Annotated in this window: 19 protein-coding genes, 13 tRNA genes and 1 rRNA gene (1 of these 33 only partly in view); 29 read left to right on the forward strand and 4 right to left on the reverse strand. The window is 58.7% G+C overall.

Translation table 11 applies throughout. The features are described 5' to 3' along the window. The 21 genes from GXP70_RS05510 to GXP70_RS05615 form a co-directional block, all read left to right on the forward strand. Positions 1-2096 (forward strand): 23S ribosomal RNA (locus tag GXP70_RS05510); it begins 831 nt to the left of the window's first position. A gap of 86 nt (positions 2097-2182) precedes the next feature. Next, positions 2183-2258: transfer RNA gene (locus tag GXP70_RS05515), tRNA-Asn, on the forward strand. Positions 2259-2268: 10 nt separating this feature from the next. After that, positions 2269-2359, forward strand: a tRNA-Ser gene (locus tag GXP70_RS05520). 18 nt (positions 2360-2377) lie between these two features. Further along, positions 2378-2452, forward strand: a tRNA-Glu gene (locus GXP70_RS05525). A gap of 64 nt (positions 2453-2516) precedes the next feature. Beyond that, a tRNA-Val gene (locus tag GXP70_RS05530) sits at positions 2517-2592 on the forward strand. A gap of 18 nt (positions 2593-2610) precedes the next feature. Next, positions 2611-2687, forward strand: a tRNA-Met gene (locus tag GXP70_RS05535). A 34-nt stretch (positions 2688-2721) separates the two neighbouring features. After that, positions 2722-2798: transfer RNA gene (locus tag GXP70_RS05540), tRNA-Asp, on the forward strand. A gap of 14 nt (positions 2799-2812) precedes the next feature. Then, positions 2813-2888, forward strand: a tRNA-Phe gene (locus tag GXP70_RS05545). A gap of 24 nt (positions 2889-2912) precedes the next feature. Continuing rightward, positions 2913-2988: transfer RNA gene (locus GXP70_RS05550), tRNA-Thr, on the forward strand. A 9-nt stretch (positions 2989-2997) separates the two neighbouring features. Continuing rightward, positions 2998-3073: transfer RNA gene (locus GXP70_RS05555), tRNA-Lys, on the forward strand. A 32-nt stretch (positions 3074-3105) separates the two neighbouring features. Beyond that, a tRNA-Leu gene (locus tag GXP70_RS05560) sits at positions 3106-3185 on the forward strand. 20 nt (positions 3186-3205) lie between these two features. Then, positions 3206-3280, forward strand: a tRNA-Gly gene (locus GXP70_RS05565). A gap of 3 nt (positions 3281-3283) precedes the next feature. Further along, positions 3284-3360 (forward strand) — tRNA-Arg (locus tag GXP70_RS05570). Positions 3361-3386: 26 nt separating this feature from the next. After that, positions 3387-3463, forward strand: a tRNA-Pro gene (locus tag GXP70_RS05575). Positions 3464-3787: 324 nt separating this feature from the next. Beyond that, a complete protein-coding gene (locus GXP70_RS05580; RefSeq protein ID WP_162355542.1) occupies positions 3788-4939 on the forward strand; it encodes a mandelate racemase/muconate lactonizing enzyme family protein in 1152 nt (383 codons plus the stop codon). A 72-nt stretch (positions 4940-5011) separates the two neighbouring features. Further along, the gene (locus tag GXP70_RS05585) at positions 5012-5929 is read left to right on the forward strand and encodes an SMP-30/gluconolactonase/LRE family protein (RefSeq protein WP_162355543.1); all 918 of its coding nucleotides are present in this window, start codon (positions 5012-5014) and stop codon (positions 5927-5929) included. 128 nt (positions 5930-6057) lie between these two features. Further along, on the forward strand, positions 6058-6570 hold the full coding sequence (locus GXP70_RS05590; protein ID WP_162355544.1) for a hypothetical protein: 513 nt from the start codon (positions 6058-6060) through the stop codon (positions 6568-6570). 125 nt (positions 6571-6695) lie between these two features. After that, positions 6696-7238, forward strand: a complete 543-nt coding sequence (locus tag GXP70_RS05595) for a hypothetical protein (RefSeq protein WP_162360309.1) — start codon at positions 6696-6698, stop codon at positions 7236-7238. A gap of 483 nt (positions 7239-7721) precedes the next feature. Next, positions 7722-8411, forward strand: coding sequence for a class I SAM-dependent methyltransferase (locus tag GXP70_RS05605; protein ID WP_162355545.1), 690 nt, complete (start codon positions 7722-7724; stop codon positions 8409-8411). A gap of 354 nt (positions 8412-8765) precedes the next feature. Continuing rightward, positions 8766-9815 (forward strand): N-acetylmuramoyl-L-alanine amidase family protein, encoded by a 1050-nt coding sequence (locus GXP70_RS05610; RefSeq protein WP_225442673.1) that lies wholly within the window; start codon positions 8766-8768, stop codon positions 9813-9815. A gap of 257 nt (positions 9816-10072) precedes the next feature. Further along, positions 10073-12376: an acyltransferase family protein gene (locus GXP70_RS05615; RefSeq protein WP_162355547.1), complete on the forward strand. Its 2304-nt coding sequence runs from the start codon at positions 10073-10075 to the stop codon at positions 12374-12376. Positions 12377-12977: 601 nt separating this feature from the next. Here the strand turns inward: GXP70_RS05615 and GXP70_RS05620 are convergent. The 3 genes from GXP70_RS05620 to sigJ all read right to left on the reverse strand — a co-directional run bounded on the left by GXP70_RS05620 (position 12978) and on the right by sigJ (position 14959). Beyond that, complete coding sequence (locus GXP70_RS05620; RefSeq protein ID WP_162355548.1) at positions 12978-13343, reverse strand: winged helix-turn-helix domain-containing protein; 366 nt, start codon at positions 13341-13343, stop codon at positions 12978-12980. Between the two features lie 130 nt (positions 13344-13473). Beyond that, on the reverse strand, positions 13474-13920 hold the full coding sequence (locus GXP70_RS05625; RefSeq protein ID WP_162355549.1) for a carboxymuconolactone decarboxylase family protein: 447 nt from the start codon (positions 13918-13920) through the stop codon (positions 13474-13476). A gap of 61 nt (positions 13921-13981) precedes the next feature. Then, positions 13982-14959 (reverse strand): RNA polymerase sigma factor SigJ, encoded by a 978-nt coding sequence (gene sigJ, locus GXP70_RS05630; protein WP_162355550.1) that lies wholly within the window; start codon positions 14957-14959, stop codon positions 13982-13984. 390 nt (positions 14960-15349) lie between these two features. On the opposite strand from sigJ, the gene GXP70_RS05635 reads away from it, so the two are divergent. From GXP70_RS05635 to deoC, 6 genes are all read left to right on the forward strand, one after another. Beyond that, positions 15350-16480 (forward strand): BMP family ABC transporter substrate-binding protein, encoded by a 1131-nt coding sequence (locus GXP70_RS05635; RefSeq protein WP_162355551.1) that lies wholly within the window; start codon positions 15350-15352, stop codon positions 16478-16480. A gap of 138 nt (positions 16481-16618) precedes the next feature. Further along, positions 16619-18142, forward strand: a complete 1524-nt coding sequence (locus GXP70_RS05640) for an ABC transporter ATP-binding protein (RefSeq protein ID WP_162355552.1) — start codon at positions 16619-16621, stop codon at positions 18140-18142. After that, on the forward strand, positions 18139-19224 hold the full coding sequence (locus tag GXP70_RS05645; protein WP_162355553.1) for an ABC transporter permease: 1086 nt from the start codon (positions 18139-18141) through the stop codon (positions 19222-19224). Before GXP70_RS05640 ends, GXP70_RS05645 begins: the two co-directional genes overlap by 4 nt. A gap of 4 nt (positions 19225-19228) precedes the next feature. Continuing rightward, entirely contained in the window at positions 19229-20185 is a 957-nt protein-coding gene (locus GXP70_RS05650; RefSeq protein WP_162355554.1) for an ABC transporter permease, read from the forward strand. 33 nt (positions 20186-20218) lie between these two features. Next, positions 20219-21172, forward strand: coding sequence for a DNA-binding transcriptional repressor DeoR (locus GXP70_RS05655; protein ID WP_162355555.1), 954 nt, complete (start codon positions 20219-20221; stop codon positions 21170-21172). 37 nt (positions 21173-21209) lie between these two features. After that, on the forward strand, positions 21210-21893 hold the full coding sequence (deoC, locus tag GXP70_RS05660) for a deoxyribose-phosphate aldolase (protein WP_162355556.1): 684 nt from the start codon (positions 21210-21212) through the stop codon (positions 21891-21893). Positions 21894-21961: 68 nt separating this feature from the next. Here deoC and GXP70_RS05665 read toward each other — a convergent pair whose 3' ends face one another. Continuing rightward, positions 21962-22480, reverse strand: a complete 519-nt coding sequence (locus GXP70_RS05665; RefSeq protein ID WP_162355557.1) for a DinB family protein — start codon at positions 22478-22480, stop codon at positions 21962-21964. A gap of 104 nt (positions 22481-22584) precedes the next feature. Between GXP70_RS05665 and queF the strand changes: the two genes are divergently transcribed. Together queF and GXP70_RS05675 are read left to right on the forward strand one after the other, a co-directional pair. After that, positions 22585-23088, forward strand: a complete 504-nt coding sequence (queF, locus tag GXP70_RS05670; protein WP_162355558.1) for a preQ(1) synthase — start codon at positions 22585-22587, stop codon at positions 23086-23088. 145 nt (positions 23089-23233) lie between these two features. Continuing rightward, positions 23234-24436, forward strand: a complete 1203-nt coding sequence (locus GXP70_RS05675; RefSeq protein ID WP_263864099.1) for an MFS transporter — start codon at positions 23234-23236, stop codon at positions 24434-24436. The last annotated feature ends 164 nt before the right edge of the window (positions 24437-24600 follow it).

Consider the following 24600-nt stretch of genomic DNA (forward strand, 5'->3'; position numbering starts at 1 on the left):
TTCCAATCGAACTCGGAGATAGCTGGTTCTCCCCGAAATAGCTTTAGGGCTAGCCTCGGTGTCAAGAGTCGTGGAGGTAGAGCACTGATTGGGTGCGGGGCCCGCCAAGGGTTACCAAGTCCAGTCAAACTCCGAATGCCATGTACTTATAACCGGGAGTCAGACAGTGAGTGCTAAGATCCATTGTCAAGAGGGAAACAGCCCAGACCATCAGCTAAGGTCCCCAAGTGTGTGTTAAGTGGGAAAGGATGTGGAGTTGCAAAGACAACCAGGATGTTGGCTTAGAAGCAGCCACCATTTAAAGAGTGCGTAATAGCTCACTGGTCGAGTGACTCTGCGCCGAAAATGTAACGGGGCTAAACACACCACCGAAGCTATGGCTTGATGCGTATGCATCAGGGGTAGGGGAGCGTCGTGTATGGGTTGAAGTCAGACCGTAAGGACTGGTGGACAATACACGAGTGAGAATGCCGGTATGAGTAACGAAAAGACAAGTGAGAATCTTGTCCGCCGTAAGCCTAAGGGTTCCTGAGGAAGGTTCGTCCGCTCAGGGTAAGTCGGGACCTAAGGCGAGGCCGAAAGGCGTAGTCGAAGGACAACAGGTTGATATTCCTGTACCACCGTAAGCCGTTACGAGCAATGGGGTGACGCAGAAGGATAGTGACGCGGGCTGATGGATGCCCGTCCAAGCAGTGAGGCTGGTGCGTAGGCAAATCCGCGCATCGTAAGGCTGGGCTGTGATGGGGAGCGAAAATTGCAGTAGCGAAGGTCATGCGTTCAGGCTGCCAAGAAAAGCCTCTAGCCAGGTGAAGGTGCCCGTACCGCAAACCGACACAGGTAGGCGAGCAGAGTATGCTAAGGCGCTCGGAAGAACTCTCGTTAAGGAACTCGGCAAAATGACCCCGTAACTTCGGGAGAAGGGGTGCCTCGGTAGGGTGAATAGCCCGAGGGGGCCGCAGTGAAAAGGCCCAAGCGACTGTTTAGCAAAAACACAGGTCTGTGCGAAGCCGTAAGGCGAAGTATACGGGCTGACGCCTGCCCGGTGCTGGAAGGTTAAGGGGAGTGGTTAGGGGCAACCCGAAGCTATGAACCGAAGCCCCAGTAAACGGCGGCCGTAACTATAACGGTCCTAAGGTAGCGAAATTCCTTGTCAGGTAAATTCTGACCCGCACGAATGGCGTAACGACTTGGGCGCTGTCTCAACGAGAGATCCGGTGAAATTTTAATACCTGTGAAGATGCAGGTTACCCGCGACAAGACGGAAAGACCCCATGGAGCTTTACTGCAGCTTGATATTGGACTTTGGTACGATCTGTACAGGATAGGTGGGAGCCTGAGAAGCCGGAGCGCCAGCTTCGGTGGAGGCATCGTTGGGATACCACCCTGATCGTATCGGAGTTCTAACCTGGTACCGTGATCCGGTACAGGGACCGTGTCAGGTGGGCAGTTTGACTGGGGCGGTCGCCTCCTAAAATGTAACGGAGGCGCCCAAAGGTTCCCTCAGAATGGTTGGAAATCATTCGAAGCGTGCAAAGGCATAAGGGAGCTTGACTGCGAGACCTACAAGTCGAGCAGGGACGAAAGTCGGGCTTAGTGATCCGGTGGTACCGCATGGAAGGGCCATCGCTCAACGGATAAAAGCTACCCTGGGGATAACAGGCTTATCTCCCCCAAGAGTCCACATCGACGGGGAGGTTTGGCACCTCGATGTCGGCTCATCGCATCCTGGGGCTGAAGTAGGTCCCAAGGGTTGGGCTGTTCGCCCATTAAAGCGGTACGCGAGCTGGGTTCAGAACGTCGTGAGACAGTTCGGTCCCTATCTGTCGTGGGCGTAGGAAATTTGAGAGGAGCTGTCCTTAGTACGAGAGGACCGGGATGGACGCACCGCTGGTGTACCAGTTGTTCCGCCAGGAGCACCGCTGGGTAGCCAAGTGCGGACGGGATAAGCGCTGAAAGCATCTAAGCGTGAAGCCCCCCTCAAGATGAGATTTCCCAGTATGTAAGACCCCTTGAAGACGACGAGGTTGATAGGTTCGAGGTGGAAGCGCAGCAATGCGTGGAGCTGACGAATACTAATCGGTCGAGGGCTTATCCAAAAGCATGCTCATCATCAGCTAATGAAAGACCTTCGCAAAGGTTCGTATCCAGTTTTCAGGGTGCAAGCAGCCCGAATTAATACTGTTCCCTGATAGCTCAGTTGGTAGAGCACTCGACTGTTAATCGAGTTGTCACAGGTTCGAGTCCTGTTCGGGGAGCCATTTCTTTCCTGGAGAAGTACCCAAGTGGCTCAAGGGGACCCTCTGCTAAGGGGTTAGACTGCGTAAGTGGTGCGAGGGTTCGAATCCCTCCTTCTCCGCCAGATTTGTTATTCGAATAAGGCCCGTTGGTCAAGTGGTTAAGACACCTCCCTTTCACGGAGGTAACAGGGGTTCGAGTCCCCTACGGGTCACCACAATACCCCGAAAAGCGAAGAAACGCTTTGAAGGTTACTCCGATTGTTTTTTGGAGATACTCATGGAGGCTTAGCTCAGCTGGGAGAGCATCTGCCTTACAAGCAGAGGGTCGGGGGTTCGATCCCCTCAGCCTCCACCATGAACCATTTCATACTATCGCGGGGTGGAGCAGCTCGGTAGCTCGTCGGGCTCATAACCCGAAGGCCGCAGGTTCAAATCCTGCCCCCGCAACCAATTACCTTCGGTGTCATACCGAGAACTATAATGTGGAGCCGTGGTGTAGAGGCCTAACATGCCTGCCTGTCACGCAGGAGACCGCGGGTTCGAATCCCGTCGGCTCCGCCATTATAACCATGCTTGGCTCGGTAGCTCAGTCGGTAGAGCAGAGGACTGAAAATCCTCGTGTCGGCGGTTCGATTCCGTCCCGAGCCACCATTTCAGACAAGTAATGAATCATATGCCGGTGTAGCTCAGTTGGTAGAGCAACTGACTTGTAATCAGTAGGTCGTGGGTTCGACTCCTATCGCCGGCACCATTTTTGCTTGAGCCATTAGCTCAGTTGGTAGAGCACCTGACTTTTAATCAGGGTGTCGTAGGTTCGAGTCCTACATGGCTCACCATTTTCGATTAACGGGAATGGAACACGCTTTGCGCGCGTATGGCGGAATTGGCAGACGCACCAGACTTAGGATCTGGCGGGCGACCGTGGGGGTTCAAGTCCCTCTACGCGCATATAACTCAAGATTTAGTTTGCGGAAGTGGCTCAGCGGTAGAGCATCGCCTTGCCAAGGCGAGGGTCGCGGGTTCGATTCCCGTCTTCCGCTCCATACGTGCCCTTAGCTCAGCTGGATAGAGCATTTGACTACGAATCAAAAGGTCGGGAGTTCGAATCTCTCAGGGCACGCCATTTATTTTCTTGTAAGCTTTACATATCGGGATGTAGCTCAGCTTGGTAGAGCACCTGGTTTGGGACCAGGGGGTCGCATGTTCGAATCGTGTCATCCCGACCATCTTTTCAATGACAGCTTCTTGCCACCGGCAAGAAGTTTTTTTGTGTTCTGCAGCTATTTTTTGTGTTCTGCAGCTATAGAATCTGTCGAATAGAGGGATTGCCGCATGCGTTCTAGAATGTTGTTAAGTCATGAAAATCGGCCGCAAAGGATGCTCGCGCGATGCAAGCCATATGCGGACCGTTAAGAAAGCAGTCGTTTCAGGCAAACCGATGCGCGACGGCAATAATATCCACTCGCATTGCTTAGGCATCTTGTGCGATCGGGAACGGCTGTGCTACGTTGAAGCAGGCAGTTATTCTTCATGCAAGGGAGAGACGCAAGATGAAAATAACCGATATTCGCACGTTTATTTTGGGAAATCCTTGGAAGAACTGGCTGTTCGTGCTCGTGGACACGGACGAAGGCGTAACCGGTCTCGGCGAGGGCACGCTGAACGGCTTCGCCAAGACGGTCGAGGCGGCAATCCACGAATTGAAGCATCTCGTCCTTGGCCGCGATCCGTTCGACGTCGAGACGATCAGCTTGAAGCTGTTCCGCGACGTCTATTCGGACGGGGGCCAAATCCAAGGCTCCGCGCTGGCCGCTATTGAAACCGCTTGCTGGGACATTATGGGCAAGGTCACGAACCAACCGCTGTACAAGCTGCTCGGCGGCCAATGCCACGACAAGCTGCGCGCTTACGCCAACGGCTGGTACCGCGGGCCGAATACGCCGGACAACTTCTTCGAGAAAGCGAAGCTTGTCGCGGCCAAAGGCTATACGGCGCTCAAGTTCGATCCGTTCGGCGCGGCTTGGCGGACGGTAACGCGGCAGGATTTCGCGGCGGCGCTCGAGAATATCGCCGCCGTGCGAGAGGCGGTCGGTCCCGGCGTCGACATCCTGATCGAAGGGCATAACCGGTTCAGCGTCTCGACCGCCTTGCAATTCGCGGACGCGATGTTGAAATACGAGCCGACCTGGTTCGAAGCGCCGGTGCCGCCGCATCTCATCACCTCCATGGTCGAGGTGGCGAAGCGCAGTCCCGTGCCGGTCGCCTGCGGCGAGGATTATTATTCCCGCGAGCAGTTCGCGGAGCTGCTGCGCCATGATGCGGTGCACATCATCCAACTGGAGCCGCAGTTCCTCGGCATCGCGGCGTCGAAACAGGTATGCGGCATGGTGCATGCGCATAACGGCGTCACGGCGCCGCACAGCGCGCAAGGCCCCGTCTGCTCGGTCGTCTGCAGTCACTTGAATATGGCGACGCCGAACTTCTATTTGCATGAGATTTTCGACGAATTCAACGAACCGTGGGAAGAGCAAGTACTTGTGCCGCCGCTCAAAGTACAGAACGGCTATTTGACGCCGCCGGAGGGACCGGGACTCGGCGTCGAGCTGAATCTCGAGGAAATCGACAAGCATCCGTACCAAGTGGGCAATTGGCTGCCGTTGTTCAAGCAAGGCTGGGAGAAACGGGAAACGGTCGGCGAGTAAGCTGGAGTAAGCGAACAACGGATGAAGCGGGCCGAGGAACGCGAGCAGAGTGGAACGGGGAGCGATGAAACGATGACGCAAGCAATAGCTGGACAGTTCGCGCATGCGGCGGAGCTGCTGCTGGACGCGAAGGCGGTACTGGCGGAAGGTCCGCATTGGAACGCCGCGCAGGGGAAATTGTACTGGGTTGATATTCAAGGCATGTCGTTCGGGCGGTTCGACGCGGTTTCCGGCGTCAACGAGCAGTTCCAGCTCGACAAGACGGTAGGCGCCGTCGTATGCGACGCCGACAACGGCGATGTCGTCTACCTCACGACGCGCGACGGCTTCGAACGCTACGACTGCGGCACGGGTAAGCTGACCGGCATCGCCGATCCGGAGGCGGATAAGCCGGCGAACCGGTTCAACGACGGGAAATGCGATTCGGCCGGCCGTTTCTGGGCCGGCACGATGGAGGATGTCGAGGTGACCGTGGCCGGTGCGCTGTACGTGCTGGACAACGATCTGAGCTGCCGCAAAGCGCATGAGAACGTCGGCACGTCCAACGGTATCGCGTGGAATGCGGACGAAACGGAGATGTACTACATCGATTCGATGAAAGCTACCGTCACGGCGTTCGACTATGATGCGGCGTCCGGCACGATTGAACGGCCTCGGATCATCATCGATTTCAAGAACGAGCCGGGCTTGCCGGACGGCATGACGATCGACGCCGAGGGCATGCTGTGGATCGCGCATTGGGGCGGCTGGCAGGTGTCCCGCTGGAATCCGCGGACGGGCGAGAAGCTCGATGCCGTCTACGTGCCTGCCGCGAAGGCGACGTCGTGCATCTTCGGCGGGGATGACCTCGACGTCATGTACATTACGTCGGCGCGCATCGGATTGACGCCGGAGGAGCTGGAAGAACAACCGCATGCGGGCGGGATTTTCACGTATCGGCCGGGCGTGAAAGGGACGCCGACGCATCTTTTTCGCGCGTCGAAAGCTTAAACGAATCTTTAACCAAAACCCGTCTCCGGGCTGGTAGCAAAGTCTCCTATTTCGGGTATAGTAGAGATATAGAGACGGAGGCTGACGGCATTATACGGCTTCGGCTGCCGGCAGGGAGATGGTATACGATGAAGAAACGTACGACGAGCATCGCGCTGATTGTGTTGGGATTGACGGCATGTTTGACCACGGTATCGGCCGGCGACAACAGTTATACGCCCGTCAAACAGACGAGCGACATGATTACGGTATACATCCACGGCATCGACGTGCGGGATGGCCAGGAGACGCTGCAGGTCGACCCGATTCAATGGTTTGAAGGGAAGGCGGCCGACGAGCAGTTCCTGAAGGACGAACCTGATTCCGGACTGAACGGCGCGCCGGACGGCTACTATATCGTGAATCCGGAGAAGAACCTGGAGACGCTCGAGGTAGATCCGCAGGCCGACGTGCTCATGCAGATTTACGACCGCACCGGCAATGTGCTGGATGCGACGACCGAATGGAACCAGTCGGTCTCTCTGGAGAAATTCAATGCGATTTACCGCAACAACGCCGTCGTCGACGTGAGCGATTACCCGTATCATTTGACGCTGAAGAACGGCAAGGTCATTCGCATCGTGCAGCAATTCGTGCCTTAAGGCCCGGCTTGGCAGCTGATAAAGGTTAAAGCCCTTCCACGGTTTGTGGAAGGGTTTTATCTTTGAATTGGCGTGTGTGTAAGGAAGCAACGACTACTGAAGTCGATCTGAAGGAGCTGATCCGCATGTTCGATCCGACCATATTCGATAACCTGAAGGTGGCCGTCGAGAATTACGTGTACGACCTGGATAATCTGGATGCCCGCGTCGTCGTGACGCATCGCGTCGACCGGCTGGAGTTGGCCGTGATGGCCAAAGTGTTCGCGCTGCAGTTCGCGCTGGCCAAGGGAAGCGGCATCACCGCCGATATCCGGCTGGAAGCGTCGCTTAAGGATCTGGCCGCCGAGATTCTGGAGCAGGAGGGCGTCTCGCCGGGATGCGGGGTCCGCATCCGTTTCTATATGCCCGTCGACGACATCGAGACTGTCTGCGCTAACGTGGAGCGGACGCTGACCGAGATTTGGCAGCCGGATATGCCGCCAACGCAGATGCTCTCTTTCCTGTACGGCGAGGATCGTTCGGCGCAGTCTTACCAGAACGAGATCGAAGTGCATTTCAATCGCAAAATCAACGAGGGGCAGATGGAGGACATCCCCGAGCTGATCGAACATATGGTACAGTCGTTGGAGGCGCTGGAAGCGCTGGGGGCTGCCGGCAAGGAGGGATAATTATAATCCAAACGGCGTTTCGGGCGGAACTCGGCCCACCCGAGCTGCCCGGAACGACCGGCCCATCCGAGCCATGCGAACCCTCCGAACCCTCCGAACCCTCCGAACCCTCCGAACCATACGAGCCACACAAACCGCTCGAACCATCCGAACCATCCGAACCATCCGAACCATCCGAACCATCCGAACCATCCGAACCATCCGAACCCTCCGAACCATCCGAACCCTCCGAACCATCCGAACCATCCGAACCCTCCGAACCATCCGAACTACACGAACCTTCAAGACCATCCGAACTACACGAACCGTCCAGACCATCCGCCTCGCCTAGCCGCAGCATGACGTCCGAAGCGTCCCGGTATCGCCGGCCGTCGCAGTCCGTAAGCAGCGGGATAGGCGAAACCAATGAGGAATATAGGTTCTGCGTATTTCACGCGGACGGCGGCAGGGAGTATGATGGGTACAACTTTGGAGGTGAGCGATATGGATAATATGAACCAGGTGCGCTCGACGTTCGACGCGACGGCGGGCGGTTACGATGCGCAGCGCCGCAAGCTGATCCCTTGCTTCGACGATTTCTACGGAACGGCCGTCTCGCTTGCCGATACGGAAGAAGCGCGGCCGCGCATTCTCGATCTGGGCGCGGGAACGGGCCTGCTCGCCTCGATGCTGCTGCGGAAGCATCCGGAGGCGAGGCTTACGCTGATCGACCTGTCGGACAACATGCTGTCCGTCGCGAAAGAACGTTTCAGCGGTCGGGAGGGCATCGAGTATTTGTGCCAAGACTACACGGCCTATGCCGCCGGCGAATCGTATGATTGCATCGTGTCGAGTCTGTCGATTCACCATCTGCCGGACGAGGGCAAGCAGGCCGTCTATCGGAACGCTTACGCGAATTTGAAACCGGGCGGCGTCTTCATCAACGCCGATCAGGTGCTTGGCCGCACGCCGTTCGTCGATGCGCTCTATAAGGAAGACTGGAAGCGGAAGATCGAAGCGAGCGGCTTGACGCGGGCGGAGCTGGACGCGGCCTGCGAGCGGACGAAGCTCGACCGCATGGCTGGACTCGAAGAGCAGCTGGCATGGCTTGCGCAAGCCGGATTCTCGGACGTGGCCTGCGTGTACCAATCGTTTAATTTCGTCGTGCTGTACGGGCGGAAACGGAGAGGTTAGAGAGGTGCCAGAAGCGGGGCGACAATGGTAGATGCGGGCGATTTCGCCGGATGTACCACGCATAGGCTGATCCTAGTCGGGGTTCCTGCGGGAACGCCGATTTTTTGTCTAGCGCATATTCGTCCGGGTTCTTCAAATCGCGGGGCCGCTGTCCGATATAGTACTCAGCGACTACGAATTTTCCCGGATTAACGTTATAGCCCCATGGAATAATGTTCTAAATTACCGATGTTGAATTTTTCCAAGCCTGCTATAATGGTAATCTACCTTTTCAATGACCTGAAAGGAGATTCTATGCGAAACAAATGGATTGGCCTTGCACTTATGCTCGTTGTCTTGATTAGCGGTTTCGGATTGCGCTCACACGATGTATCGGCTACGACCAAGGTTCCGTATCAAGCGAAAGTCGGCACAGACACGCTTAACATCCGCAGCGAGCCGGCGCTTCAGGCGTCTGTCGTCGGACAATTGAAGGAGGGCGCGGTCGTTACGGTTACGGAAGAAGAAGAGGATGGCTGGGTACAAGTTAAAAATAATCGGCTTACCGGCTATGCGGCCGGCTACCTGCTCCGCAGAACGGACAACAGCGGGCAGACGGCGGGAACGTCGTCGTCGACGGGAGGCAAGGTGAGTACGAGTCCCGGCTCGACCGCGACGGTTACGGCGGATTCGCTGCGTATCCGTTCCGGCCCGGGAACGGATTACAAGGTGATCGGCTCCCTGAAGGAAGGCCAGCAGGTCACGATTCTAAGCAGCCAATCGAGCTGGCTCAAGATCAGCACGTCCTCCAAGACGACGGGATGGATCGCGAAGGAATACGTGGACAAAGGCGCTCCGCTGCAAACGCACTCATCAGGAACAGGCATTCGCGGCAAGCTCATCGTCGTCGATGCCGGTCACGGCGGCAATGATCCCGGCAAAATCGGCACGACGTACGAAACGCAGGAGAAGGATCTCACGCTCCCTACCGCGGAGTACCTCAAGCAGGAGCTGACGCGGCTTGGCGCGAAGGTCGTCATGACGCGGACGACGGACGTGAAGCCGTCGCTGGCGGATCGGGTGCATGTCAGCGAGGCGAACCATGCCGATGCGTTCGTCAGCATCCATTACAATTCGTCGGAGACCAAGACGAGCGGCACGCTTACGTTCTTCTATTCGGAGACGAAGGACAGGCCGCTGGCGAATGCGATCGCAGCGGAGCTGAGCAAGGCCGGCAGCGGGCTGCGGAGCAACGGCGTTTCCTTCGGCGACTTCTACGTGCTTCGGGAGAACAGCATGGTGTCCACCTTGGTGGAGCTGGGCTTCCTCTCGAACGCGAAGGACGAATCGATCGTTCGCGGCTCGGCGTATCAGAAGAGCGCCGCCGCGGCGATTGCGCGAGGGCTGGCGGATTATTTCGATTGAACGGATTATGCATGGCGGGCAGCGGCCCGCATTTGATGGACAAGCCTCCAGCGGATTGCGGCTGGAGGCTTTTTTGCTGCGTTCCGGGATGGCCGCGAATCCAGCGGAAGGAGGCGGTTTACCGAATTCATACCGAGTTGTAACTCTTCTGTAACGACATTGCCAGGGGGGACGTTCTATAATTCGACTGTAGCCGAAATCAGCGGTAATTTAGACAGCAAGAGGGGTCATTTCCCCTTCTGGAAGGAGAATGCTTCATGCCAAAACCTATTGGGAGCAGCCGGTACATACCAGGGCTCGACGGGTTGCGGGCGATCGCCGTCATTGCGGTCATCGCGTATCATCTTAACCTCTCATGGGTGCCCGGCGGTCTGCTGGGCGTCGGTATATTCTTCGTCCTTTCCGGCTATCTCATTACGGACATTCTATTAAAACAACACGCCAGAGACGGCAAACTCGATCTGCGCGATTTCTGGATCCGGCGCGCCCGGAGACTGCTCCCGGCGATGATGATCATGCTGGCGCTCGTCTCCGCGTGGCTGCTCGTCACCGATTCGGCGCGGCTGGCCGCCATGAAGGGCGAAATCGTCTCGGCGCTGCTCTATTTCAGCAACTGGCGGTTAATCTTCCATAACGTCTCTTATTTCGAAAGCTTCGGTCCGCCATCGCCGCTCGGCCATCTATGGTCGCTTGCGGTGGAGGAGCAGTTCTACCTCGTATGGCCGCTGCTGCTCGTCTTCCTGATCCGCGCCGTCAAGCGGCGCGGCTGGCTGATGGTTATGATCTTGGCGGGCGCCGCAGTCTCTGCAGGCGCGATGGCTTGGCTGTACGTGCCCGGTCTTGATCCGAGCCGCGTCTATTACGGCACGGACACGCGGGCGTTCGGGCTGCTGATCGGCGCCGCGCTGGCCGTCGTCTGGCCGAGCTGGAAGCTGAGCGCATCGGTCTCGCGCCGCGGCGGCATGGCGGTGGACGCCGTCGGGACGGCCGGCCTCGCCGTCGTCGCGCTGATGATCGCGACGGTCGGCGAGTACGATGCTTTCTTGTACCGCGGCGGCATGGTCGTGCTGTCCTTCGCGACGGCCGCTGTCGTGGCCGCGATGGCGCATCCGGCGAGCAGGCTGGCCCGCGCCATCGGAAGCAAGCCGCTGCAATGGCTCGGCGCCCGCTCGTACGGCATATATCTGTATCATTATCCGGTCATCGCCTTGTCGACGCCGCAGGCGCAGGTGGATGAATTCCATCCGCTGCGCGCGCTGCTTCAAGTGCTGGCATCCATTGCGCTTGCCGAGCTGTCGTGGCGCTACGTGGAGGAACCGATCCGCCATGGCGCCATCGGCAAGCTGCGCAGCCGAATGTCGGAAGGCTTCCGCGGACGCCGGACCGGCAGAAGCCGCGTCATGATGTTCGCTTGCATCGGCGTGCTGGCAATTGCAAGCGTCTCCTGCTCCAGCCAGCATAATCTCGTGCTTGGCGACAACGGCGGTTCGCAGACGGCTGACGGTTCGCACGGCGGATCGAACTCCGGAATCATCGATACCGGCACGCAGGAAGGAGCGGCAGGCGCAGCCGGCTCGGCTCACGAGGACGGCAAGGATGGCGGCGCCGGCAGCGGAGCAGCCGGCGGCGATGCTGCCGGGAACGGCACCGGGGCTGCCGGCACCGGAGGCGCCGGAGACGTGACGCAGGGCGGCTCGGGCGGCGGATCGGCCGCGCCGGATCAGAGCGCCGCCCAGGGCGGGAGCGCGGGCTCCGCAGATGGAGCCGGCGCAGCCGAGTCCGGCACGGACGGCGCGCACGGTTCCGGCGGCTCGGCAGGCTCCGCCGGCGATGGCGCACCCGGCGGCTCGAGCGGCAGCAGCGATGCCGGTTCGGGCGCCGGCACCGGCTCGGGCAGTTCCGGCGGCGCAGACCAAGGAAGCGCAGGCCAAGGCGCGGGAACCGGCGCTTCGGGCAGCACGACAGGTTCGGGCGGTACGACAGGTTCGGGCAGCACGGCCGGCAAGCCGGACACCTCGGGCGGGAACGGCACGAAGCCGCCGGCGAATGCAGGCAGCGGCGCCAATTCGGCTAAGCCGCCTGCGGAGCTTCCGATTGCCAAGGACGGCATTACCGTCATCGGCGATTCGGTCATTCTGGACGCGAAGCCGTACCTGGAGAAGCTTATCCCGGACATCGTCGTCGAAGGAAAAGTAGGCCGTCAAATGGCGCAGGCAGACGACGTCATCGCCGACCTCAAGCAGCGGAAGCAGCTGGGCAAGACGGTCGTCATCGAGCTCGGCACGAACGGCTCCTTCTCGCAGAAGCAGCTGGATCAGCTGATTGCATCCATCGGCGGAGACCGGACGATCTACTTCGTCAATACCCGCGTGCCGCGCAAATGGCAGGATGTCGTCAACGACATGCTGACCGATACCGTCGCGGACACCGCGAACGCGAAGCTGATCGACTGGTACACGGCAAGCAAAGGGCATGAGGATTTCTTCGGCAAGGACGGCGTTCACTTGAAGCGGAGCGGCGGCGAGTTCTTCGCGAATATGATCGTGAGCTCGCTTCAATAATTGGATAGCCGCGGCCGCGTGAATCGAATAAGCTGCGTGATGAGGGAAGACTGCGTTTATCGCTGTCTCAGACTGTCGGGAAAGCTCGACGCCGCCTATGTCGCATGTCCCGAAAGGGGAAGGATCCCCCTCTAAGTCTAACGGACAGAGTTTCCGTTATGTTGGCGAAATCGGGCTTTTGGGGCAGCGCTCGGACACAGGATCCGTTAATGTCTCCGAATGACATCGAAAATAGGATAATCAGCGGATATAACGGAACTCCTGTCCGCCAGCAGACGAAAACACGTGATAAAGAAGCGAATAACGGATTTCCTGTCCGCTTCCTTGCATCGACGGACGCACCGTGAACCAGCCGCCATGAAGCCGGCTGGTTCGAAGCGGTTCCGGCAGTCCCTTCCATAACGGCAAAGCGGTTCCGGCAGTCCCTTCCATGCCGGCGAAGCGGTTCCGGCAGTCCGTGCCACGCCGGCGAAGCGCCAACAGGAGCTGCGCTCCAGTGCGCGGTTTGCCGCGAGCCTTCTCGAAGCAGCGTATATTTCTTAACTAAGTGAGACAGCGTTATCGCTGTCTTCTTTGCCGTGCAAAGGAAGGCCGGCGCGGTCTAGGTGACAGGCGAGCTGTATGAACGGGGCAGGCTGGCGCTCAGAAATCGCCTGCCTTGCTCGGTTACAATGATCGCATCATTCGTCGCGTACGCGATAAAACGGGCGCGCAATAAGTACGTTCTCGCGGCAATAATGCGGTTCTTGTAGGTATACTGCCGACCACATTGCACCAGCTCGCTTCGATCGGACGCCGATAGGTTCAGCGCAAGAGCCAAGCCGTCGAAGATCGCTTGCATCGTGCGCGGCCGTCCGTCGTCCAGGAGCTCCAGGAGCGGCACGAGGAAGCCTCTATAATCGGGCATGCCGGACAATAGGTTCACCTCGCAAAACGGTTCAAATACCGGTCCAGGATAAGCAGCCATAGCCGTTGCTGCATTCCTATTATAGAACATATGTTCGTGATAATCAATCGAAAAATCCCCTTCCGGTCCACGGGGCAAGCATCCAGATGCGGATAACTCTCCCGCCGACCGAAAGGGGATAGCGCCAAACTTAGTCCAGGCAGCCCGGGTACATGTTCGTTGCGATCGCGAGCCGGTTCCAGGCGTTGATCGTATTCACGGCCATGATAACCGCGACGTACTCTTGCGCGGTCAGCTGTTCCATGACTTTGTCGTACAGCTCGTCCGGCACGCCGCCTTCCGAAATCCGCGTCAGCGCTTCCGTCAGCTCCAGCACCGCCTTCTCCTTGGCCGTGAAGAACGGCGTTTCCCGCCATACCGAGATCAGATAGATGCGCTGCTCGGTCTCGCCCAGCTTGCGTGTCGCTTTCGTATGCATGTCGATGCAGAAGCTGCAGCCGTTGATTTGCGAGGAACGGATCTTAATGAGCTCGTACAGGATCGGGTCAAGCCCCGTCGTTTCCATGAACCCTTCCAGCTTCATCATCGCTTGATAGGCTGCCGGATTAACCTTGCCGTGCACCATTCGTAATTCCATGCGATATCCCTCCGTTTCTGTCTTCGTCTATATGACAACGCAGGCCTTCCGTTTGTGACCGCTATGCTCCGAAAAGTCGGACATGTGCCAGTTTATCCGGATTCAAAATCATAAAAACGCCATCGAGCTTCCCGCCCGGCGTCGACCGGTAGCAGATCGCGATGTCGGGCCGATCCGGCTGCCGCAGCAGCAAGCCCGGCTGCCCGTTGATCGATACCGGCAGCAGCTCGCCCTGCAGGGCGCCCTTGGCGCGAATGCCGCGGAAGAAGGCCAGCATGCGCGCTTTCCCGCGGATCGGGCGCAGCGCGGCCCGGACCTTCCCGCCTCCGTCGCTGACCAGCACCGCATCGTCCGTCAGCAATCGGACGAGCGGCTCGAAATTGCCGTGCTGCGACGCCGCCATGAAGGCGGCAACGAACGCGGCGCCCTCGTCCGCCCCCGTCTCGCAGTTTCGGGCCTTGCCGGCCGTCTCGAACGCGGCAAGCTTGGCCTTGGCCCGGCTGTACAGCTTGCGGCAGGCCGCTTCGTTCCGGCCCAGCAAGCCTGCGAGCTCCTCGTAGCCGTAGTGCAGCGTTTCCCGCAGCACGAACGCCGCCCGTTCGGGAGGGGACAGCTGCTCCAGCATCACCATCCAGGCGTAGCCGAATTGTTCCTGACGGAGGACGTTCTCCGCCGGATCGCCGCTCGCCGCCGTCGCGGAACCGTCCGACAGCAGCGGCTCCGGAAGCCAAGGCCCGACGTACGTTTCCCGCTGTCGCCTCGCGGATTTCGCCGCGTTGATCGCATGGTTCGTCACGGCGCGCACGAGATAAGCCTTCGGATACTCGATCGCAGCCGCGTGCAAGGACTGCAGGGCGACGAACGTATCCTGTACCGCGTCCTCCGCTTCCTGCACCGTTCCGAGCAGCCGGTAAGCGACGCGCAAGAGCAGTGGCTTGTGCATCCGATAAGCGGATTCAAGATCCAGCCGATTCGGTTCATTCGGTTGCATCCGGCGATCCGGATGATTCAGATGCTCCAGTTGATCTTTATAATCCATATAAGGCAGCTCCAATCCGTCACATTCGTACATGACCTCGAATACATGAGCTCGCTGCTGCCCACGGCCGCCGCAGGGAGCGCGGAATGTCTCGTCAGGCTCACTTTATCAGAAGGCGGCGCGGTTATCGAATGCGTCCGAAAATGACGGCGCGCAATTGGAAGAATTTCATCATTTCGGGAATACTACCACGGTAGCGAAGCGGCGTGCAGGCTGCGGCAAGCATCCTAACTCGAAAAGGCGGCGATGTTTTCCACCAACTTATTTACAAAAACAGCGAATATCCGTATAGTTGATACTGAACGAACAAATGTTAAAATTGAATTTTTACATATGTTCATTTATCGAGGTTTTTCCACTCACTAATTGAAGAAACGGGGCGTTACAGACATGAAGAAAACATTAAGCTTGCTCGTAATTTGCTTGCTCGCGCTGTCATTGGCGGCTTGCGGCAGCAAGAACGCGAACAATGGCGGGAATAGCGGCACGAATGCGGGTTCGAACGCAGGTTCGAACGCCGGCACGAAAACGTCGTTCAAAGCGGGCATGGTCACGGACTCCGGCACGATCGACGACAAATCCTTCAACCAAGGCACGTGGGAAGGATTGGAGCGCGCCAAGAAAGAGCTCGGCATCTCCGATAAATATTTGAAGCCGTCGGGAACGACGGAAGCCGACTACCTGAAAGAAATCGGCAACCTGTACGACGCGGGCTACAAGCTGATCGTCGTGCCGGGCTTCAAGTTCGAGACGGCGATCTACGCCGCGCAAGACAAGTACAAGGATGCGCACTTCGTCCTGATCGACGGTTCCCCGCATTCGGCAACGGATCAGACGCCGAAACTCGCCGACAACACCGTGTCGATCTACTTCGCGGAGCATGAGTCCGGCTTCATCGCGGGCGTAGCGACGGCGGTACAGCTGAAGGAAGGCGAGGCCGGCTTCATCGGCGGCATGGAAATTCCTCCAGTACAGAAATACAACTGGGGCTTCCAGCAAGGCGTCAAATACGCGAACGACAACCTCGGCACGAAGATCACGATCAAGAAGGAGAACGTCGTATACCAAGGCAGCTTCGACAATTCCGCGGCAGGCGGGCAGCTGGCGGCGCAAATGTTCGACCGCGGCGTCAACGTGATCTTCGCTGCGGCAGGCGGCGTAGGCGTAGGCGCGATCAACGAAGCGAAGACGCGCGTGCAAGCGGGCAAGCCGGTATGGATTATCGGCGTCGACGGCGACCAATACAAGGACGGCGTGTACTCGGGCGATAAATCGGTCATCCTGACGTCGGCCATGAAGAAGGTTTCCGAAGCGTCCTTCGATATGGCGAAGGCGCTGCAGGAGAACAACTTCCCTGGCGGCCAGACGCTGACGCTCGACATCAGCAACGACGGCGTAGGCATTCCGGAGACGAACCCGAACCTGGCCGACGAGACGGTGACGAAAGTGAACGAAGTCATCGCGAAGCTGAAGAGCGGCGAAGTCAAAGTCGCTGCCGAAAAAGGCGATCTGATCAAGTAACGCGGCCGATAAACAGGAAGAGACGGAGGATTCCGTCTCTTTTTGACCTTATGGGCGGCCTTCGGTTTCGCGGCTATGCATGCCTTGCGATCAAGCATCGCGCGACTAATGCGACAAGGAGAAAAGGAGCCGGAACGTATGGATTATGTTGTGGAAATGCTCAATATTCGCAAAGAGTTTCCGGGCGTCGTGGCGAACGACGACATTACGCTGCAGCTTCGAAGAGGGGAAATTCATGCGCTGCTCGGCGAGAACGGGGCCGGCAAATCGACGTTGATGAGCATCCTGTTCGGCATGTACCAGCCCGATAAAGGGAGCATCAAGATTGGCGGCAAGCCCGTGCGCATCGCCAATCCCAATGTCGCGAACAATTACGGCATCGGCATGGTGCACCAGCATTTCAAGCTCGTCGGCAATTTTACCGTTACCGAAAATATCATCCTGGGCAACGAGCCGACGCGCTTCGGAACGCTGGACATCCAGGGCGCCGCGCGCAAGATCGAGCAGCTCTCCAAGCGTTACGGACTGAATGTCGATCCGCATGCGAAGATCGAGGACATCTCGGTCGGGATGCAGCAGCGCGTCGAAATCCTGAAAATGCTGTACCGCGACGCCGAGGTGCTGATCCTCGACGAGCCGTCCGCCGTTCTGACGCCGAAGGAGATCGACGAGCTGATCAAGATCATGCTCGGGCTGGCGAATGAGGGCAAGTCGCTCATCGTCATCACCCATAAGCTGAAGGAAATCAAGGCGGCGGCGGACCGCTGCACGGTCATTCGCCGCGGCAGGACGATCGGCACCGTGGACGTCAAGACGACGAGCGAAGCGAAGATGGCGGAAATGATGGTCGGCCGGGATGTCAATTTCAAGGTGACGAAAGCGGCGAGCAATCCGGGCGAGGTCATCCTGAAGCTGGATGGCTTGACCGTGATGAACAACAAGAACGTACCCGGCCTGAAACAGTTCTCGCTTGACGTGCGCGCGGGAGAAATCGTCGGCATCGCGGGCGTCGAAGGCAACGGACAGACGGAGCTGGTCGAAGCGATTACCGGCCTGCGGCGGGCGGCGAGCGGGTCGATCGTTCTCCAGGGGGAGGACATTACGCGCGAATCGATCCGTTCGCGAACGGAGAAGGGCATCGCCCATATCCCGGAGGACCGCCAGAAGCGGGGCCTCGTGCTCGACTATACGCTGGAAGACAACATGATCCTCGAGGTCTATAACCGGGAACCGTTCTCGCGGCGCGGCATCTTGAACCGGTCGGCCATACGCAAATACGCGAGCGCCATTCTGTCGAGCTTCGACGTGCGTTCGGGCCGCGGACCGCTGTCCGTCACCCGTTCCTTGTCCGGAGGCAATCAGCAGAAGGCGATCATCGGGCGCGAAATCGAGCTCGATCCGGCGCTGCTCATCGCCGTTCAGCCGACGCGCGGCCTGGACGTCGGCTCCATCGAGTATATCCACAAACGGCTGATCGAACATCGCGACAAAGGCAAAGCGGTGCTGCTCATCTCGCTCGAGCTCGACGAGGTCCTCAACGTGTCGGACCGGATCGCGGTCGTGAACAACGGCGAATTGATCGGTATCGTCAATGCCGCCGAGACGAATGAACAAGAAATCGGCCTCATGATGGCCGGCGTAGGCAAAGGGGGAGAACAATGAGAAACCTCGTCATATCCCTGTGCGCCGTTATCTTCGGCCTGATCGGCGGCGCCGTCCTCATGGCGGCGACGGGGCATGATCCGCTGGAAGGCTACCGCTACCTGTTCCAGGGCGGATTGAAGAACTCCGAGCGCATCGGCGACACGCTCGCGACGGGAACGCCGCTTATTTTCACGGGGCTGTCGGTGGCGTTCGCTTTCCGCACGGGCCTGTTCAATATCGGCGCGGCCGGCCAAATGCTGTTCGGCGGCTTCTGCGCCACGGTCATCGGGTTGAACGTGGACACGGCCAGGCCGCTGCTGCTGATCATGATGGTTCTTGCAGCCATGATCGGGGGCGCCTTATGGGCATTCATCCCGGGCTTGCTGAAAGCAAGATTCAACGTGCATGAGGTCGTATCCACGATCATGATGAACTGGATCGCCTATTGGACGATCTATTACGCCGTTCCGGCTTACTTGAAGGCGGAATCGGTCGAGACGGAATCCCGTCTGTTGCCGGTCAAAGCGACGCTCCGGTCGACGGTCTTGTCCGATATGTTCGGCGGCTCCTACATCAACATGGGGCTGTTCATCGCGGTCATCGCGGTGATCGTCATTGCGTTCATCATCAACAAGACGACGCTCGGGTATGAGCTGAAGGCCGTCGGCTACAACCGCTATTCCGCGGAATACGCGGGCATCCGGGTCAACCGGAGCATCATCGCGTCGATGCTCATCTCCGGCGCGCTCGCCGGACTCGGCGGCATGGCGCAATACGCGGGCAACGGCACGAATATCCAGATCGGCGTGCTGCCGACGCAAGGATACGACGGCATCGCCGTCGCGCTGCTCGGCGCGAACTCGCCGCTCGGCGTACTGCTGTCCGCCTTGTTCTTCGGGCTGCTGTATTCCGGCCGGGGCTTCATGAACGCCATGACGGAAATTCCGCCGGAAATCGCGGACTCCATCATCGCGATCATCATTTACTTCGCGGCGACGAGCGTGATGATGGACAGATGGATCGGACGGATCCTGAGCCGCAGGCGCGCTGCCGCGGGAACGGGCACCGGCGGACCGGTCAGCGGAAAGGAGAACGCATAAGCTTATGTGGACGACAATCGAACAGATTTTTCCGTATGCGATCATGTACACCATACCGCTTCTGATTACCGCGCTGGGCGGCCTGTTCAGCGAACGAAGCGGCGTCGTCAATATCGGTCTCGAAGGGCTGATGGTCATCGGTTCCTTCATCGGGGCGCTCTCGATCAGCAAGCTGCAGGAGGCATGGCCGGGGCATCCCGTGTACGCCATCTGGATCGGCCTGCTGATCGCGGTGGCGGCCGGGATCGTCTTCTCCCTGCTGCATGCGTTCGCCAGCGTTCACTTGAGCGCCAATCAGGTCATCAGCGGCACCGCGATCAACATGATCGCAGGCGCCATTACGGTGTTCCTCTCCCGCAACATTACGGGCAGCGGCAATATCCGCCTGACGCGCGGCTTCCAGCCTTTCGACGTCTGGGGATTGTCGGATATTCCGGTGCTCGGCCCGCTGTTGTTCTCCAAGACGTACTGGACGACATGGCTCATTCTGTTGATCGTGCTCCTGAGCGCCTACGTGCTGAAGAAGACGCCGTTCGGCCTTCGTCTCCGTTCATGCGGCGAATATCCGCAGGCGGCGGAAGCGGCAGGTGTCAACGTTCGCAGAATGCGTTATATTGGAGTTATGATTTCCGGAGCTTTCGCATCGCTGGGAGGCGCGATTCTGCTCGTTACGATCGCCGGCGAATTCACGGGCACCGTCGCCGGACTCGGCTTTCTGTCCTTGGCGGCGCTCATCTTCGGCCAATGGCGTCCGCTCGGCATCCTGGCGGCGACGCTGTTCTTCGGATTCGCCAGCACGATCGCGAACGTATCGCAAGTCATACCGGCGCTCAAACCGATTCCGCCGATTATCCTCAGCGTGTTTCCTTACGCGATCACGCTTATCGCGCTCGTCATTTTCTCCAAGAGCTCGCAAGCGCCGAAGGCGGCAGGGGAGGTATTCGATTCCGGGAAACGGTAGCGCAGCGACGGACGGGGGGAGTGTAGGGAACCGATGTATGACGAACGCTCGGACGATAAGCGCAATAAGATGCTTGACGCCGTCCGCATGTATTACCAGCTGGACTACAGTCAGCAGGAAATTGCCAAGCAGCTCGGCGTGTCCAGGCCGACGGTCAGCCGTTTCATCCAGCAGGCCAAAGAGGAAGGGTACGTGGTCATCAACATCATCGACCCGCTAGAGAACAACGATTTGCTGGCCAGCAAGATGGAGCGGAAATTCGGACTGAAAAAAGTCGTGATCGTCAACGCGCCGAACTACTCGGACGCTGTCGTGCGGAAGTATCTCGGCATCGGGGCAGCCAAGTACCTGGACCAGATTATCAAGGACGGCGACATCGTCGCGGCGACATGGGGACTGACGCTGTACGAGGTCGCGCTGAACTTGCAGGACAAGCACGTGAAGGACGTCAAAGTCGTGCAGCTGAACGGGGGCGTCAGCCATTCGGAGACGAGCACCTACGCCAGCGAGATCATCAGCCTGTTCGGGAAAGCGTTCCATACGAACCCGTACTTCATTCCGCTGCCGGCGATCGTCGACCACCCGATCGTCAAGAAGACGATCGAGACCGACCGCCATATCCGCAATATCCTGGAGCTCGGGAAGCAGGCGAATATCGCGATAGTAACTGTCGGCTCGCCGACCGAGGACTCCGTCCTGATCAAGGCGAATTACTTCAGCGAAGCGGAGCTGAAGCTGATTAACGAGAAGGGAGCGGGCGACATCTGCTCCCGCTATTTCAATATCAACGGCACGATCTGTTCGCCGGAATTGGATCAGCGCACGATCGGCATCGAGCTGCACGAGCTGAAGAAGAAGGAGCAGTCGATCCTCGTGGCAGGCGGCATTCGCAAAGTCGACGGCATCTACGGCGCGCTTCGCGGCCGGTACGTCAATGTGCTGATCACGGACCAGTTTACGGCCAAATATCTAATGGAACGACCGTGACCGTGCGGATTTCAACAGACAGAGAGGGAGGTTTACAATGAATCAGGAACTGGGAGGAGCGGCGCTCGCCGCTTATTTCGACCATACGCTGCTCAAGCCGGAATCGGCTGAGCAGGATATCGTCAAGCTGTGCGCGGAAGCGAAGGAGCACGGTTTCGCGACCGTGTGCATCAATCCGTATTGGGTTGCGGAAGCTTCGCGGCGGCTGCAAGGCTCCGGCGTCGGCGTGACGACGGTCATCGGCTTCCCGCTCGGCGCGAACAGCACGTTCGTCAAAGTCGCGGAAACGCGCGACGCGCTCGCGAGCGGCGCAACGGAGATCGACATGGTGCTGAACGTCGGCGCCTTGAAGTCGGGCCGGCTCGATGCGGTCGAGCGGGACGTGCGGGCCGTGAAGGAAGCGTGCGGCGGCCGCGCCCTGCTGAAGGTCATCCTCGAGGTCGGCCTGCTGACCGACGAGGAGAAGGCGACGGCGTGCGCGATCTGCAAGCGCGCGGGCGCCGATTACGTGAAGACGTCCACGGGCTTCGGGCCCGGCGGCGCGACCGTGAAGGACATTGCGCTCATGCGCGAGGCGGTCGGTCCGGAGATGGGCGTGAAGGCGTCCGGCGGCGTGCGCGACCTGGAGACGGTCCGCGCCCTGATCGCGGCGGGCGCGACGCGCATCGGCGCGAGCGCCAGCGTGAAGATCGTGAACGGCGGCACGGGCGAAGGATATTGACGGCAGACGAAGGAGCTGTCTTCGGTCATGAATCATGACGCGAAGACAGCTCCTCCTGTTGTTCGGGCTTAAGCCCGGAGATAACGGTCGCGGACGATATTCAAGTGATGCAGCTCGTGACCGGCGATCACGTAAGCGAATGCCCGCGCCGACATCGTCGCGTTGCTGGCCGTGCCTTTGCGAAGCCAGGCTTCCGGCGCGATCGAGCGGGTCAGGCTGAGGGTCGCGGCGCGCACCGCTTCATAATCGGCCAGCAATTGCGGCATGGAAACCCCGCTGAAATCCGCGTTGGCAATATAGCTGTCCTGGTCGAATCCGGGCAGCGGCGTCGTATCCCCGCGGGCGATGCGAAGCATACGATAACTCATGACGCGCTCCGTATCGGCCAGATGGCCGAGCAGCTCCTTCAGGCTCCATTTGTCCGGCGCGTAACGGAAGTTCGCTTGTTCGTCCGTCAGCGCGGCGAATAGCGCCGTCGTGTCCCGACGGTTCTCCTCGAGCTGCCCGAGCACGTCGCGATCCGCGACAAGAGCGATGTAAGTGCCGAAATGACCGCCGAATTCGTCGGCCGCAGGAAGGCTTAGCATAAACGTCATCTCCTCTAATGGTTGAATTCGAATCGCATATGGGTGTAAGCTACTAGAACAAGCGTAACCCTCGTACGCGTTAAAAACAAGGAGTGTTTTACAATATGGCAGGCAGGTCGAAAGAAGAATTGCAAGCGAACGGCATCTCCCACTTGGGCAACCAAGGGACGCAATACGCGTTCAATTACAGTCCGGAAGTGCTGGAAACGTTCGAAAACAAGCATGTCGGACGGGATTATTTCGTGAAGTTCAACACGCCGGAGTTTACGAGCCTGTGCCCGATCACGGGCCAGCCGGATTTCGCGTCGCTCTACATCTCGTATATCCCCGACGTGAAAATGGTGGAAAGCAAGTCGCTGAAGCTCTACCTGTTCAGCTTCCGCAACCACGGCGATTTCCACGAGGACTGCATGAACATCATCATGAACGACCTCATCGCGCTGATGGAGCCGCGCTATATCGAGGTATGGGGCAAGTTCACGCCGCGCGGCGGCATCTCGATCGACCCGTACACGAATTGGGGCCGGCCGGGCACGAAATACGAAGAAATGGCCCAGTACCGCCTTATGAACCATGACCTGTACCCGGAGAAAGTGGACAACCGCTAGCAGCGGTTGACCGCAGAAGACCGATGCAGGTCTTTTGCGCGTTTGGAGCATCGATCATCCATCGGCCGTCATCGTTATCCGATACTCAAGAACCCGGCGACTTTCAATGATAAAGCCGCATGCGCGAAAGGACGTGGCTCATGCAATGAAATTTTCGTGGGAACGCAACCTGTTCGTTTTATGGACCGGCGTATTCTTCTGCAGCATGGCGTATTCCATCTCGATCCCGTTCCTGCCGATCTTCCTGAACACGGAGCTCGGCGTGGAGCATCATCTGGAGGCGTGGTCGGGCATCGCGTTCGGCATCACGTTCCTGGCCAGCGCGCTCATCTCGCCGTATTGGGGATCGCTTGCCGACAAGTACGGACGCAAGCCGATGCTGATCCGTTCCGGCTTCAGCTTGGCCGCACTTTATTTCATCAATTATTTCGTTCACGATCCGTACCTGTTCCTGGTCGTCCGCATCTTTCAAGGCTTGCTGGCCGGCTTCGTCCCGGCTTCGATCGCGCTCGTCGCCACGAATACGCCGGAGGAGAAGACCGGCTACGCGCTCGGCATCATGTCGACGGCGGGGGCGACCGGCAGCATTATCGGCCCGCTCGTCGGCGGCGTGGTCAGCCATTATATCGGCAACCGCGAAGCGTTCCTGTTCTCGAGCGCCATCGTGCTCGTCTCCGCGCTGGTCGCCGTCTTCCTCGTGAAGGAGCAGAACTTCAACCGGAAGGCGGTACGGTCGCATGTGCTGGACGACCTGAAGTACGCGCTGTCGAACCGTTCGTTCATGGTGCTGCTCGTCATGGTGGCGGTCAGCACGTTCTCCGTCATGATTCTGGAGCCGCTGATTACGGTCTACGTGCTGCGGATGGGGATTTCCAAAGACAGCGCGTCTCTCACCTCGGGGATCATCTTCTCGGCCGTCGGCGTCGCCACGGTCATCATGGCGCCGCGCTGGGGCAAGATCGGCCGGAAGATCGGCTACGGGAAGGTGCTCGTCATCGGGCTGATCGGCAGCGGCATCGGCAATATCCTGCAAGTCTTCGTCACGCATTACGTCGGCTTCGGCATCCTCCGCTTCGGCTACGGCCTGTTCTTCGCGGCGGTTAATCCGGCGATCAACGCGATGATCGTGCAGCGGACGGATGCGGATTTCCGCGGACGCGCGTTCAGCCTGAACCAGTCGTCCTCGCAGATCGCGACGATGGCGGGGCCGATTATCGGCGGGCTGCTCGGCGGCTGGATGCCGATCCGCTGGATCTTCGTCATTAACGGCTGCGCGCTGCTGCTGTCGGCGCTGCTGTTCAAATCGAGAAGCCAGGCCAAGGCGACGGTCGCGGCAAGACATAGCTAGCTGTTAAACGGCGATTGAGCGCTATCAGACCGGGAAAGATCCGATGAAGATCGGTTTTGCATACGTCTTTGAGTATCATTAGTTCAACTTATATAGCTGAACATTTGAGTGTTTTGTGGTTAGAAGATTCAAAGTGCCCGAGTCACACATAGACTCGGGCACTA

Source organism: Paenibacillus lycopersici, from assembly GCF_010119935.1.
Classification (GTDB): domain Bacteria; phylum Bacillota; class Bacilli; order Paenibacillales; family Paenibacillaceae; genus Paenibacillus_Z; species Paenibacillus_Z lycopersici.